The organism is Bacillus cereus group sp. BfR-BA-01382, from assembly GCF_022663475.1.
In the GTDB taxonomy this organism is placed as follows: Bacteria; Bacillota; Bacilli; order Bacillales; family Bacillaceae_G; genus Bacillus_A; species Bacillus_A thuringiensis_S.
On sequence record NZ_JAKUFQ010000124.1, the window covers coordinates 1 to 14218 of the forward strand.

The following is a 14218-nucleotide window of genomic DNA, read 5'->3' on the forward strand; positions in this document are numbered from 1 at the left end:
GCTTGCTTATGGTGCAGGATTCTCATGGGTATTTGTGGGGATTGTAATTGGTGCGATTAAATCAAAAGGTTATAAAATCGTCCCTAAAATTGAAAATATGTAATAAATAAATTAATAAATAAATAAATAGAACACATAGATGATTTATCTTTGTGTTCTATTTTTTAGAAAACAGATAAACAAAATACATAAATAAAAAGAGAGAAGGTAGATAGATATGAAATTAGAAAATAAAGTAGCAATTGTAACAGGTGGAGCCCGAGGAATTGGAGGAGCTATTGTTCGTAAATTCGTAGATGAAGGTGCGAAAGTAGTCATTGCAGATGTGTTAGAAAAAGAGGGGAATGCATTAGCAGTAGAGCTAAGAAGACAAGGACATGAGGTGTTCTTTGTTTATACGGATGTTTCAAATGCTGATGCGGTAAAACGTGTCGTAGACTATACATTTGATAAATTTGGACGAATTGACATCTTATCAAATAACGCAGGTGTAAATATTCCTGGCTCTGTCATTGAACTTTCTGAAGAGAATTGGGAAAAAACAATGAATGTGAATGTAAAATCATACTTTTTAATGGCGAAGTACGTGCTTCCTTATATGCAGAAAGCAGGTGGTGGTGCGGTTGTAAACATGGCTTCAGCAAATAGTGAATTTGCAGAGCAACGACTATCTGCATATGTCACTTCAAAGGGTGCTATTAAGATGTTAACGAAACAAATGGCAATTGATTTTGCTAAAGATAACATTCGTGTAAATGGTGTTTGCCCAGGGTGGGTAGATACAACATTTAATGATGCACATGCAGAACTGTTTGGTGGACGAGAAGAAGTACTTAAAGAATTACCTGCTATTCAGAAACTTGGACGTGCGATTCAACCAAAAGAGATTGCGAACATTGTTGCTTTCTTAGCATCTGATGAAGCTTCTTGCATGGTCGGTAGTACAGTAATGGCTGATGGTGGTATTACAGCAGGAGCATAAGAGAAAAGCAGACCTTTTAGGGTCTGCTTTTTTTATTTGCATGTTATCTTCCTAACATGCAATCACCAAGTTTTTATGTTGCTCGCCAACCATCTAACCTCAAGATGTATATAACAGATTTGTATGTTGTCTGCCAACGACACTGGCACCCGAAGTCCAGAAAGACGGGATGAGGTTTCTATTCTCCCTTATCGAGTTGTTATGTTGCTTGGTCAACAGAAATCACTATCTATTATATTGAGGTTGAAATAAAAAAATCATTTTATAAGACCATATAAAATAAAAAAATATAATATTTTTATTGACTATAGTATATAATTAATTTATAATTTAAATATAGTTAATGAGGTGCTTGCAAGACTACATTTGACAGCTTACCAAAAGGACTAACGTCTTGCACCTTCTTCCTTGTTAGAATGTAAAACACACTAATGATGAGTTTGCATAAAAAATAGTGGTTGGAACTTTATCGGTAGATAGATTCCCGTCAGCTTATTGTAAAAGACAATGTTCTTGTTGCTATGGAGTTGATGTTGATGATTGGGTCGGAGGTCGTCAAGGTTATAACTAAATGATTCTATTTCTTGTAAGTAGAGTTATCTCGATTTTTATCGAAAATACGGTTGGAACATGAAGATAAATGGATGGTTCCTATTAATTTCGCCACATGTTTACGGAACAGGTGAAGAGTTAATAAGGGTAGTTGATTAGGTTGGAGACTACCCAAGCTATAACTTACTTTTTTAAGAAAAGAACTGTGGAAGCTCTTCTTTTCTTAATACCAGAAGAGGAATTGTGAAAGCTACTCTTTTTCTGCTTATATTTTGAGGTGCTGATAAGACTACATACAAATACGACAAATTTTAAAAAAATAAACTTGGATTGTTTATACGTACACTCATACGAAAAAACATTCATACCTGTCTTATTACTTCTCCCTCAAAGCTCATTTCTTATACTTTCTACATTTCGTAGAAAAAATCATAACGAGGTGCTTGCAAGACTACATTAATTTGATTAAAGATATTAAAATCTAAAATGAATTTTGTGTTTTGTATGTGAATAAAAGTAACGTGCAAGTATCTACTCTTTTAAAAGATTAGATACTTTACAGCCTCCACTGTCTTGCACCTTCTTCTTCGTTATGTTTTATATAAACATGTTACATGTTTTAGAAGAATGAGCCATGAGAGGATAATACATCTTCTTGTGGCTCATTCTTTTAGTTTTAAATTTAAAAAACCATATATTCAAAAGGAGCGTGTTACGATGAATACAATTGATAAAGTAAAAGCTATGAATCCTGATATGATGTTAACAAAAGAAGGAGCGTTGGCATATAAAAATAGTTTTAAAGAGCGATTGGTCGAATTATTTACCTTAGGGTTATTAAATGGAACTTTTTATACCAAGCAAGAAGATGTATTGAAAAATGCAGGGGAGCTATTCCAACGAGCTTTAAAGGAAGAATCAGAGTTTGCAACGAAATGTGCGATTTATGGAGCTGTTGAAGGGAAGTTAAAACTGGTCCCAACAATTTGGATGGTCTATATTTCTACATTAGAAGATAAGTCCTTGTTTAAAAAATCATTCCCACTAATAATTCGCAATTTCAATATGCTCTATAACTTTGTTGAGATTTCACGAAAAGGCGGTATTCGAAAAGGATTAGGACGCTCTGTAAAAAGAGAAGTAAACAATCGTTTTATTCAACTTATTAATGAATATCAAGCCACTCGTTATAAAAATAAAATTAGTGATATTGCTAAAGTTACGAGACCTTTAGCAAAAGATGAAGATTTTCAAAAGCTGATGAGATATGTTTCGAAAGGAGAATTGACATTCCCACGAGCTACAGCATTAAAGATTGTTATTAGTGGATTGGAAACAGGACAGTATTCATTATATATGGATAGTTTAGTCCGAGAGCATTCTATTCAGTTAGAAGAAGTGAAGCATTCTGTTTCTACGTTATTACCAGAAGATAAGCAACGTTTATATGCAACCGTTTATGAGCGTTTAAATTACAATGCACTTATTTTAAACTTAGTTGCTTTAGAACGTGTATTTGCAACAGAGGTTAGTAAAGAAGAAGTCTATAATCCAAGTATTGGTCAGTTCTTTATGCAGGATGTTGTGATTGAAACGAACATTCCATCAGGAATCGTTGATATGGTCTCTGCAAAAATTGCAAATAAAGAAGAATATAAACGTTCTCATATGTTGCCATTTGCGTTAATTCAGGCGAATAAGAAAGTTGTGACTCCTGAGTTCCAACAAGCCTTAGGGAAGTTACTTCGTGATGTAGCACAAGAAGCGTTTTCTATTAATGAGAACAAAAGCCTGAAAGTGGGCGTAGATACTTCTGGCTCTATGACTTCTGGTGTGCTTGGAGGGTTATCTCCTATGGAAATCGCTACACTATTTGGAGCCATGGTTAAAAAATCCCATAATAATACAGAGGTCGTTGCAGTGGCTACAACGTCACAAAAAGTAGAACTTCGTAGTCAAGATAACGTTTTTGAAATGGCGGATAAAATTGAATCTACGAAGGTGGGATACGGAACTAATTTCAGTCAGTTGCTTGATGTGTATAAAAATGAAGATTATGTCATTCTTTTTACGGATAATGAACCTGCTGATAATTTAGAACGTGCATGGTTGAAGGTTAACAAAAAAACGGGAGCAAAGCTAATCGTTTGGCAATTAGCTGAATCAGGTCATAAAGTATCTAAAGATAGTTCAGTCATCTATGTGAGAGGATACTCTGAAAGATTATTGGATTTAGTAAGAACGATTATTGAATCTGATGGAGACCAAATGAAAGAAATCGAAAGTATTGAATTGTAAGATGAGGGGATAAAACCCTCATCTTTTTTATTATCGAATAGTTCCTCTCTCTTTTTTCTACAATACAACAATCATATAAAAAGGAGATGGTTGTATGTATAGAATATTAGAAGTAGAAGAAACGGAACAAATGAAAATTGAAATATTAGAAGTTCCTCAACTAAAGGGAGCAAGAGATGTTGATAATGCAATGAAATTATATTTTGCAAAAGAAGCTCATGTGACTTTTAAACAAATCCGAATCACATTGAAAAATGGCTCTGTAAAAACAGAAGCAGGGGCACTATACATGTTAAAAGGGAAGATTGATTGTGACGTAAAAAATGGAGGGGTAACAGGATTGTTAAAAAATGTTATTAAAGGTGCTGTAACAAGTGAATCAGCGGTTAAACCCATATATAAGGGTGTAGGAGAAATCTATTTAGAACCAACGTTGAAGCACTATGCAATAATGAAACTTAATAATGAAGAAGTTATTGTTGATAAAGGGATGTTTTGTTGTAGTACCGCAGATATAGCGGTAGAGCCTGCTTCTCAAAAAAATATAAGTTCTGCTGTTTTTGGGGGAGAAGGATTTTTTCAAACTTCATTAAAGGGTACAGGTTTAGTTGTTTTAGAATTGCCTGTACCAAGGAATGAAATTATAGAGTATTCTTTAGAGAATGAAAAAGCCCAAGTAGATGGAAATTTTGCGGTATTACGCTCTGGAAACATCCGTTTCAGTGTTGGAAAATCAGCGAAGAGCTTAACTGGAACTATGTTAAGTGGGGAGGGGTTATTACAAACCTTTGAAGGTTCAGGCGTACTATGGGTTGCTCCAACTGCACCATTCTATGATTCTTTAAGCCCTGGGGAATTGTTAACTACAAGGAATGATAGGAATAGGAACAACAAACAATAAACACGAAGAAGACGCATGAATTTTTCTCTATGCGTCTTTTTTTATGTAACGAGATACATTTTATTAACTTTCCTTTTTAATACGCCACCCAACTCCATAATATTCTCCACTTGTTGACCAATCCTTTAATAATGCTTTAAGCCTTACTTTAATATAAGCAACCCCTAAACGTCCTTGATAAGTAGTGCTATAAACAACATTCTCTTTCATTGGGAAAATTGCTAATATCTCAAGTCTCCATTTACCTGTTGTGTTTAATTCCTTAGGCATATCTTTGAAAAATCGGGTTATCACGTTTTCTACTCCTTTTATAGTGCCTTATATAAATTTTGTGTTTTTATATAAAAGTTTCATGCGACTATGTATTCTTTTTTAAAGTATTCCTTGGTGAAGTTTAAATCAAGAGGGTTAGTAGGTATTTCATATAAAAATAAATTTTTTCTTGCACGTTTCCATGGCTCATCGTTAGTTATAATTTCTTCTAATACTTTAGACGTATATAATTTAAATAGATTCCATATATCATCAAGAAATAACCTTGTCTCTTGATTAAAAGAAAAGTTATCACTACATTCTTCAGGAATTGTATGATAAGTGTACTTTCTGTATTTTTCATGAACAGATTTTATAAGTGGACCATGTTCAAACATATAAATCTCTTCAAGAAAAATCGGTTTATTTTCAATAGCTAAATAAAACCCTTGAGAAAAATAGAGTAATTTATGTAGTTTCATGTTTGATACCCTATATTTTTCACTATTTTTACCCTTAAAAATAAAATATTTTGCGATTTCTAAAACATCTATACAACCATCCATGTAAAAAAGCACCTCCTAATCTAATTATTATGAAGCTTCTCTTATATATTTAACTACTCTTTGAATGACTGATTGCAATCATTACACTGATAAGCCACTAATGTTGTCTTATCCCCGAATCCATTTGAACCTTGTTTGTAACCACCATGACCTAAACAATTTGTATTTGAACTGCCACAATGGGGACAAATATGTTTTTCTCCGATTTTCACAAAAAAACTCTCCTTTATTCAACTATACATTCATGGTGTATAGCTTGTATTTTTGATTTCAAAGCATTTATTACCAGGATAGATTCCTGTGTGAGTATTGATTTTGTCATATTGACTACATTCATTTCTATAACCCCGTAGTAACTATCTAACTCACCGAAATTTAACTGTGTTTTGGGTTTTAGCTTCTTATATGTAGTTTTAAACATTGATTCCATTATGTTCCAAAAAGAGATGCTTTCTACATCTTTTTCTTCGATTGACTTTGATTGCTGTCTTTTGATAAAAAACAACTCTTTCTCTATTAATACTTTTGACACTTGTATCTCTGCATCCGAAAGAAATAATGTGGTTTTTTGTTCAGACTGTATATTAGACATTGTTTTTGACGGACTTTTATTAGAAATAATTAATTTCAATAGGGACAGCTCCTTTATTAGGTATGCTACCTTTCTATTATATCAAATAGAAAACAATAAATAAATCTTTTCCGTAAATAATTTTTTACTTAAAGAAACTCGATATATTGACTATAGTTAATGAGTGTTGTACTATTTGTTTACAATGAAAGTAAATCGTAATAGAGAAGGGTGGATGCATGTATGGATTTTGTTAATGAGTCGCATCAATTACAATACAATCATTTTATTTCTTATTTAAAGTCAAAAAAAGAACAGGCAATTATTTACTTGTTAACATCAGTAGGATGTTCAGATGAAATTGTTAGTCAACTGTATTCGTTTGACGGTTCCTATATGGAGTACAATCAAAAACTGTTTAAAGTTTTAAATAATGAGTTAAGCGAAAAGAAAAGAATGATAATTGCTGTTGCATTTAATCTCTTTAATGGGGCAGATGTTACAGATGAATTGAATCTATCAAGATATGATTACGGAATAGACATGTATAGTGTTTTGTGTGTATTAGGAAAAGAAATGAGAGTGGTTCGTGAATCATTAACGATATTAGAAGATAAATAGAGAAAAGAGTGATAGAAGTGCATGTAAAATATTTTCAAGCAATAGCAGATATTCAACATCATTATGATGATATATTACGTCAATTTGAGAAACCTAAATTTGGTCATTCTTTATTAGAATCGTGGGGGATTAAATTGTCGGAAAAAGAGGCCATTATGGAAGAACGAGATGTTCTTAAATATTTAATAGGTTGTCGATTGGGGGTTGTTCGGAATAAAAGTGTACAAAAACCTGCTATTGAAGTCGTTCAACGATGCTTTAAAAGGTATCTGGTATTCTTAGAAATGGTTTTTAAATGCAATGCTCATAATGTAAACAAACATCCGTACAAATCAATTCAGAAGCAATATAAGGCTTGCCGACATTACTTATTTAAATTTTCTTTACCTGCATGGTATGAAAAATTACCAAATGAAATTCTAACATTGCAGGAAAAGTATAAGAATATCTAATGAAACATACATGATGTGATTGAAATATAAAATATATATGCTATAATTTTCATTGACTATAGTAAATGAGTGATGAAAGGAGGATGTTGAGTGCAATACATTCCTAACTTTTTTCCATTAAACATGTTCCAACGAAATCGAATCCATAATTTAATTCACGAAAGAAGAAATGAAGTATTTGACATACAAAAAATAACAGAATTAGTTATTGAAAACGTTCGACATGGATACACAAGAATAAGTGATATTTATGGAAAAGTAGACTTAACACAAGTGATATTGAATTCGGCTGAAATGAATACTTATTTCGAATGTCCACTTATAAAAGGGAATCATGCATGGATTAGCATGAGTGAAACAGGTCATTGTAGATATTTTACGAGAAGTAAAGCTGATGTTACAAATTCCCTGGATTTAATTGATTTATTAAGTGTGTATTATAACGAAAAAATAGGAAAGACGATTCGAATTGCAAATCATAAATTCGGTTTAATTTGGGAAGATAGATGGCTACATGTTCAATCGAAAAGATACGAAGAGAATATTGATTCTTTAGAATGTATATTGCCTAAACGATATCCTTGTTTACATAAACTTGTTGGCGATAGATGGGAGCTTTTGAAAGCGATGAATAGAATTGGGCTAAATACACTGGTTAGTAAACATTTAAGCTATCAAAATCAGGCTATATTTTTCGTATCAACAAAATATCTCAAATATAATTATTTCCCTAACTACTCAATTTCTGTCATTAATCAATGCATGAATCTGTTTGCAGTATTAGGATTTGTTCGAAAAATGAAAGACGATGAAATTCCATTAGAATTTTTAAATCAAGCAAAAGAAGAAATGAAAAAGAATAAAGAAAAGCGAAACATTGTTTCTTTTTATTTAGTAGAAAATGTAGAAGATACAATGGAAATTGCAGAAGAAAGAGCAAAAATATTAATAAAACATAATATTAAATATCATACATTAACAAAAGACAAGGTATCCCATATTTTTGGGGATGAATTTTCAAAAAATATTTACGTGCAAGAAACTTCAGGTGGGTCAAAAAAGCTTAAACATGAACGAGGAATGTTAGAGGATTATTTTCATCACTGTTATAAAGAGTATGGTTATGTTGCAAAGGAAAACTTAATTACACTTACAACGATGAAAGAGAAAACCATAGATAAGATATGGAAAGAGCTTGTATCAGGAACAAATGGTGTGGTATTTAGGCTTAATCCTGAATTAAGAGAATTACTAAATTTGAAGTCGAGAAGTTCTATTGTAATAGATGAAAATAGGGTCAACGAAGTCCTTACAGCGTAAGGTTTTTTTAAGGTCTTCATTTTGACTATAGTTAATGAAACGGTGTATAAGGAGGGCTCAAACATGAAGTTTGGTCAAATGAGTATACGGAAGGTCTCTGGTAAAGCAGATTATGTACAATTGGATATCTGTGGGTTAACCGTGGAAGAAGCACTTGATAAATACAAAATATATGCACCATTACCTGTTATCTTACATGGGGATTGGACAAAAAAGGGACAGAGTGAAAACAACGTTCTGTCTCGATACAAAGAATATATACAAATCATTATTGCTCTTCAACAAGTGACAGTTGTTTATGGAATTACCATTCATCCTCCGTCCAAAAAGAAAATGGGATGGCATATTTTTAAAAGTTTATGCACAAGAGTAGAAGAGGAAACAAATTGTCCTGTGTTCGTGGAAAATCGAAGCAATTCACGATTACATGTATCTCTTCCAGAAGAAGTGATAGAGATTAGTCATGAAGTAAAAATGACAATTGATATTCCACAATTATTTATTGCTTGTGGATACGACAAGTCGTGTTTTATAGAAACATTAAAGAATATGAATTGGAAAAATATCAAGGAGCTACACCTTGCTAATTTAAAAAAGACAGAAAAGAACACATTGGTCGCTCGAAAGTTAAATGATGGACTGCTTAATTATGAAGAGATACTAAGTTATCTTCCTAACGATGCGTTTGTTACGTTTGAAATACTTGGTGGTGTTCCAACTTTTGAGACCCAAAGAGATGTGTTTCTAAACATGAAGAAAGTGGTGATTGTATGAATCGGAAGCTTAAATTAGTAACGATGTGTGCAATGGTATTAAGTAGTTCATTGGTTATGTCAGGTTGTACGTATTACAAAATTCCATTTAAATCTTTCGTGAAAGAAGTAAAACCAGAAGAACAGGAAAAGAAAATACCTACTATTATGGGGATTAAAATAGAAGAAGTACAGGATGAAGCAAATCTTTTAGAAACCATGCAGAATCAAATCAATACAATTGAGTCTGTTATAAAAGACAAGGACTCCTATTTAAAAACAATGTCAAATGGGAAAAGCATGTATAAATTATTAGATTCTGTTTTCGCCAGTAGCTATAAAAATAAAGATGATGCATTCTTTGAAACATTAGCAGATGTGTATAAAAAAGAACATAGAAAAGTAGATTCTGTGACACTAACTTCTTTTGGTAGACAGATTGTTAATAACAATGAAAAATATAAAGCCGTAGTAGATATTAATTCTGTAGATGATGACAAAACATTTGATATTCAAACTATCGAGTTAACTTTAGATGATAAATTAAAAATTGAGAATGCATCCAGAATTGGTAACATTCATGAGTCTGAACATACAGAATCACCATTAACAGCGAAAAGTACTTTAGAAGCAAATGTTCATCAGGAGTTTTTATTAGAGTTAAATACATTTTTGCATAGCCTGAATGGAAAAGGACTACATCAACAAGTTATAAATGAAGAAATAAAGGGGAATAGTCCTGAATTTATTGAACTTGCTAAAAAAATGGGATTGGCTGAAAAAAGTGCTACTACACTATATGAACTATCAAAGCTTACAAAACAAGAAATGAAAAAGAAGAAGATAACAAGTTATGTTCATGATGATAAAGATGTTCGAGCTGTTACAGTATATACCTTGTCTGTTCCAACAGAAAAAGGAATTCATCATTTCAAGATAGAGTTTAAAAGAGGCATAAATAAAATTGTTAGTCTCAAAGAAAGTAATCCATCATAAAACCATTTCAATAAATATACTCCTTCTCAACTATCTACAATACATAAAGAAAATATAAAGAAAGAAAGGAGATGGATACGATGAATACAACACAAAATACGCAAAAAGAAAGAATTAAAGAAGAACTTATACGTTTTTGTAAAGAAGGGGTGTATACAGATGGTTTTAATGAGAAATTTCAAGAAGAACTAATTAAAAATGCCGATAAAATTGCTGATATTTTGGTTTCGGATGAATGCCAAGTAGATATGGATAATTTGAAAGATGAAATTGAAGATGCGATTCGAGTATATGTATTACTTCGATAAACAGTATTTGGAGGGAGTTGGATATGTTGGTTTCAAAAATGTCAAAACCAATTTTAGTTACTTGCTTAGTGGCAAGTATGTTAGTCGGTTGTGGGACGAAAACAACCGAGAAATTAAATGACAAAGAACAAGCTTCATTTGTTAATGATGTAAATAAGATGGTTTCAAATCGAGGTAGTGGTCAGGAATTAGAGTCTACTTTTAAGAATAAAATTATGAAGTTAGACAAGAAACACGCTTCAGACGTACTAAATGCATATATGTTCTCTGTACAGCAAGACAGTGGTGAATTAAAAGTAAAGATGGGACCATTGCAATCTGATTTACTAAAAGTGATGAAAGATAAAAAAGTAGACGTCACAAAACATGAATCTATTGATAAATTAGACGATGGATTAGTGAAGGGCTTATTGGCAGAAGCAGAAAAGCTACATTTAAAAGTGAAGCAAGATAAAGGCTCTGAAACGTTTTACTTAGCTGTAGATTATCAATATGTTCTTGATAATTATGGGAAATATATGGATGATGATTTGAAAACATTCCTTCAATTTAACAAAAAGCAAAGTGAGCACGAAATTTTTGATTCGAAAAATGAAGAGTTTGATTTAAAGGAGATTGCAAGTCAAATTAAAGAAATTGAGAAAAATGAATCAAAATGGAAAGATGGAAACTATAAAGAATCTTGGGCGAACAGTGGAAGATACTTATATAGTATTTTATTAGGTGTTGACCATACGTTCTTTGTTGAAGATGGAAAGATGAAACCTAACATTAAAAAAGAATTCGAGTCTATTATTAAAGAAAATAAAGGCACACAAGTAGCTAAAATGTTAAAAGACTATTTATCTATCATTGAGAAACAAAATGGTCAAATAAACGAACAGGTGAAAAACGAAGCCAAGGATTTATCTATGAAACCATTTTCTACGTATATTGATATTGAATTTGGCACAGAAGAGACATCACAACAAATGGAAGCTCCACAAGAGAATAAGCAATGATAAAAGAGAGAGGAATCTCTCTTTTTTTATTTTCGTAAATTATTATTGACTATAGTTGATATAAATATTATAATCCTTGTAGAGTTAATAAATGAATGGAGGTAATTAGAATGAAAAATGGTGAGCTCTATATCATTCAATTAACAAATGGAAAATATGCAAGATTTTCTTCCCGACCTCATTTTGTAGAGGATGTATTTGGAGAAGAGCATAAATCAAATGCAACCCCATTTAATAAAGTGGAAGCAGGAAAGATTGTCAAAGAAATGAATCATCCTACGTTTGTAAAACATGTAGGTATTTGTATAGAAGCAAAAGGGATTGTCGCTTTACATAATTAACTCATGAGGTGAAGGATTATGAACCGAACATTAATGATAGGTGAAGTTGTAAATTTGGCAGACATTATTGCATATGCAAAGCCAAATCAGGTATTTAAGGCTCAGTATGCAGATGAGAATTGGTATATAAAGAAAATGCCTTTAATACAGGATGAGAATCATCTTGAGTATGAAAGTTACTGTCTTTTTAATTATTGTGATGAAGATGGCTTTTCAGATTCACAACGAGTGTGCTTAAGTCATAGTGATATATCTGCAAGATATGAAGTTTTGGGATTTAAAAAGAGTGAAAGACAATTAAAGTGCATTAAATCTATCGTTGTTGATGAGTCAGCAGGAGAGGATTTTAAACAAGGAAAAATTTATCCGTTATTAAAAAACGGTGCATACATCGAATCCATGAGTGAATTCCAAAAGAAGCATGGATTATCAGACTCAAGAGGGGAAAGAGATAATTGGTTTCAAGAGCATTTTGAAATTGTAGTGATAGGAGATGGACGAGAATGAAAGGCATGGTATTAAATCAATTTTACGATAGATTAGAGAAGCAAAGTGGGCTTTCAAGAGCAACAGTAGTTGTTTTACCTGCAAATGAAGCGAAGGTAAAAATGGTTACGTTAGATGGTGGTTTTAAATTCGAAACAATTGAATGGATGAAGCTTCTACTGGAAGTAAAAACAGGGTTATCGAACACTCAGCTTAGTACATATACAGTAGAAGAATTAGATTCTTTATGGAATAAAACGATGAAGTAAAAAGAAAGGGATGTTTAGAGTATGGAATTGTTGAAAGCAGAGTGGGTAATTGTAAGAGAGGCAGAAGAACAAGGACTGGTCGTAGCTATGACTTCAGAAATTACTCAAACCAGAACGGAATTAAACAAGAAATTATCGTCTTACTTCACAGAGAAATGCAGTGATTATCCTGGTGTATTTCAAGAAGAGATTTGTGAAGATGTATTAGAATCTGTAAATGAATATATTGAGGATAACAAAATCGGAAAATATCCTTACAAATTAGATTTTCCTTACACAGTAGGTTCTCAAGAATACTTAGTGCCTATTGGGGAAAATATTGAGTTGGTAGTTGTCGCTTTTGATGAATATCATGGTGGTGGGGAGTATAGTAAATTTCTTAAGATTAACTTCTTTGTAATGAATGAAAAGGCATCAAAAAAGGACGTAGATATGTTAATTGCATTTGTAAATGAATATTTAGCTCCTTTTTATAAAGAAGAAAAGGAGAATGTACAATGACGAGGGTCGTTAACTGTAAACGTTGTAAGCATCGCAAAGTAGGCTTTAGTGATGCTATTACTGATATAAAAATTACTTGTAAAAAGCAACAGAGAGAATTTAGTCATATTACGGAAGAGAACTATGAGGAAGAAATCGAGAAACAAATTGAATGCACAGAGTTTGAATCAAAATATATAGAATATCCGTTAGAAATCAGTGGTATTGACACACCTAAAGATAGAGGTATTCGAACCAAAACTTACAATGGAAAATGTGGTCAATTGGTAAAAGTAAGACCTTGTAATGAAAAATATGAAGGGAAAACATATTTAGGTATTTTTTTAGGGGATTCTGATATTGGTCTATTTGTATCTCATAATCCGAAGAGTAAGGAATTATCTATTACAAGAAATTATAATCCTGCTATTTTTGTTCCTGAATTGAAAGAAATCATTTATGGAGCGGGTAGTTGGTGGGGCAAAATTAATTCTGAAGAAGAATTAAAAGAAATTACAGATGCAGATATTAACGATGTGTGGTATGTGAAAATGCTACAGAATTTCTAATCATATTATGGAGAGAAGTTGTATTTGTATTTAAATAAATGATTTATAAAGGGAGAGATTTATTATGATTCGAGAAGGAAAACTATTTATTAAAAATGTACCATTTTTACTTGGGCTAATCACCTTTGAAGCGGTTGCTTTAACAGTAATGTGGACATCGTTTTACTACATCTTCTAAGAAGAAATGAGTCAAAGTATACTTACATCAAGAATTAACAAAAGGGATATTATATTTTGGACTGAAATAATTAGTGTGTTTTTTAGTATTCTACTTATAATTATTTATTTAATCTATAAATATAAAACGATATTTTCTGTTACATTCATTGGAACTATTTTATTTTTGGGTTGTATAAAGGGAATATTAGGAATGAATAAGTTGAAAACGGAGAAATCACCATTTAAAAAAGAAAGAGCAAAACATCATATATATGAAGCAGTTTGGATTCTGGCAGGTATGCTTCCAATCTGCTTCTTTATTATTTATTTTATTTAATGATT

20 protein-coding genes are annotated in these 14218 nt (G+C 31.9%); 16 read left to right on the plus strand and 4 right to left on the minus strand.

The features are described from left to right. The first annotated feature begins 217 nt into the window (after window positions 1–217). The 3 genes from MR160_RS29510 (at window position 218) to MR160_RS29520 (ending at window position 4733) form a co-directional block, all read left to right on the plus strand. Complete coding sequence (locus MR160_RS29510) at window positions 218–982, plus strand: SDR family NAD(P)-dependent oxidoreductase (protein ID WP_098368922.1); 765 nt, start codon at window positions 218–220, stop codon at window positions 980–982. A gap of 1269 nt (window positions 983–2251) precedes the next feature. Then, complete coding sequence (locus MR160_RS29515; protein WP_242298864.1) at window positions 2252–3832, plus strand: RNA-binding protein; 1581 nt, start codon at window positions 2252–2254, stop codon at window positions 3830–3832. Between the two features lie 94 nt (window positions 3833–3926). Further along, window positions 3927–4733, plus strand: coding sequence for an AIM24 family protein (locus MR160_RS29520; RefSeq protein ID WP_242298865.1), 807 nt, complete (start codon window positions 3927–3929; stop codon window positions 4731–4733). Window positions 4734–4796: 63 nt separating this feature from the next. On the opposite strand, the gene MR160_RS29525 is transcribed toward MR160_RS29520, so the two are convergent. The 4 genes from MR160_RS29525 to MR160_RS29540 are packed head-to-tail and all read right to left on the minus strand — an operon-like array spanning window position 4797 to window position 6182. Further along, on the minus strand, window positions 4797–5027 hold the full coding sequence (locus MR160_RS29525) for a hypothetical protein (protein ID WP_242298866.1): 231 nt from the start codon (window positions 5025–5027) through the stop codon (window positions 4797–4799). A gap of 56 nt (window positions 5028–5083) precedes the next feature. Further along, window positions 5084–5551, minus strand: a complete 468-nt coding sequence (locus MR160_RS29530; RefSeq protein ID WP_242298867.1) for a Panacea domain-containing protein — start codon at window positions 5549–5551, stop codon at window positions 5084–5086. A gap of 53 nt (window positions 5552–5604) precedes the next feature. Next, window positions 5605–5763, minus strand: coding sequence for a hypothetical protein (locus tag MR160_RS29535; protein WP_242298868.1), 159 nt, complete (start codon window positions 5761–5763; stop codon window positions 5605–5607). Between the two features lie 14 nt (window positions 5764–5777). Next, window positions 5778–6182 carry a hypothetical protein gene (locus MR160_RS29540; protein ID WP_242298869.1) on the minus strand — a complete coding sequence of 135 codons (405 nt, stop codon included), beginning with the start codon at window positions 6180–6182 and terminating at the stop codon, window positions 5778–5780. A 183-nt stretch (window positions 6183–6365) separates the two neighbouring features. Between MR160_RS29540 and MR160_RS29545 the strand changes: the two genes are divergently transcribed. The 13 genes from MR160_RS29545 (at window position 6366) to MR160_RS34915 (ending at window position 14213) form a co-directional block, all read left to right on the plus strand. Beyond that, a complete protein-coding gene (locus MR160_RS29545; RefSeq protein ID WP_242298870.1) occupies window positions 6366–6743 on the plus strand; it encodes a hypothetical protein in 378 nt (125 codons plus the stop codon). A gap of 17 nt (window positions 6744–6760) precedes the next feature. Continuing rightward, window positions 6761–7195 carry a hypothetical protein gene (locus MR160_RS29550; protein ID WP_242298871.1) on the plus strand — a complete coding sequence of 145 codons (435 nt, stop codon included), beginning with the start codon at window positions 6761–6763 and terminating at the stop codon, window positions 7193–7195. A 90-nt stretch (window positions 7196–7285) separates the two neighbouring features. After that, the gene (locus MR160_RS29555; RefSeq protein ID WP_242298872.1) at window positions 7286–8515 is read left to right on the plus strand and encodes a hypothetical protein; all 1230 of its coding nucleotides are present in this window, start codon (window positions 7286–7288) and stop codon (window positions 8513–8515) included. Window positions 8516–8578: 63 nt separating this feature from the next. Continuing rightward, a complete protein-coding gene (locus MR160_RS29560) occupies window positions 8579–9289 on the plus strand; it encodes a hypothetical protein (protein WP_098349606.1) in 711 nt (236 codons plus the stop codon). Next, window positions 9286–10263, plus strand: a complete 978-nt coding sequence (locus tag MR160_RS29565; RefSeq protein ID WP_242298873.1) for a hypothetical protein — start codon at window positions 9286–9288, stop codon at window positions 10261–10263. Before MR160_RS29560 ends, MR160_RS29565 begins: the two co-directional genes overlap by 4 nt. Before the next feature lie 80 nt (window positions 10264–10343). After that, complete coding sequence (locus tag MR160_RS29570; protein WP_242298874.1) at window positions 10344–10571, plus strand: hypothetical protein; 228 nt, start codon at window positions 10344–10346, stop codon at window positions 10569–10571. 23 nt (window positions 10572–10594) lie between these two features. Next, window positions 10595–11572, plus strand: a complete 978-nt coding sequence (locus MR160_RS29575; RefSeq protein ID WP_242298875.1) for a hypothetical protein — start codon at window positions 10595–10597, stop codon at window positions 11570–11572. A 110-nt stretch (window positions 11573–11682) separates the two neighbouring features. Further along, window positions 11683–11913 carry a hypothetical protein gene (locus MR160_RS29580; protein ID WP_242298876.1) on the plus strand — a complete coding sequence of 77 codons (231 nt, stop codon included), beginning with the start codon at window positions 11683–11685 and terminating at the stop codon, window positions 11911–11913. A gap of 18 nt (window positions 11914–11931) precedes the next feature. After that, window positions 11932–12420, plus strand: a complete 489-nt coding sequence (locus MR160_RS29585) for a hypothetical protein (RefSeq protein WP_242298877.1) — start codon at window positions 11932–11934, stop codon at window positions 12418–12420. Next, entirely contained in the window at window positions 12417–12668 is a 252-nt protein-coding gene (locus MR160_RS29590; protein WP_242298878.1) for a hypothetical protein, read from the plus strand. The genes MR160_RS29585 and MR160_RS29590 overlap by 4 nt, the downstream gene beginning before the upstream one ends. Window positions 12669–12689: 21 nt before the next feature. Next, window positions 12690–13169 carry a hypothetical protein gene (locus tag MR160_RS29595; RefSeq protein ID WP_242298879.1) on the plus strand — a complete coding sequence of 160 codons (480 nt, stop codon included), beginning with the start codon at window positions 12690–12692 and terminating at the stop codon, window positions 13167–13169. After that, a complete protein-coding gene (locus MR160_RS29600; RefSeq protein WP_242298880.1) occupies window positions 13166–13717 on the plus strand; it encodes a hypothetical protein in 552 nt (183 codons plus the stop codon). The genes MR160_RS29595 and MR160_RS29600 overlap by 4 nt, the downstream gene beginning before the upstream one ends. Before the next feature lie 370 nt (window positions 13718–14087). Then, on the plus strand, window positions 14088–14213 hold the full coding sequence (locus MR160_RS34915; RefSeq protein WP_255288521.1) for a hypothetical protein: 126 nt from the start codon (window positions 14088–14090) through the stop codon (window positions 14211–14213). The last annotated feature ends 5 nt before the right edge of the window (window positions 14214–14218 follow it).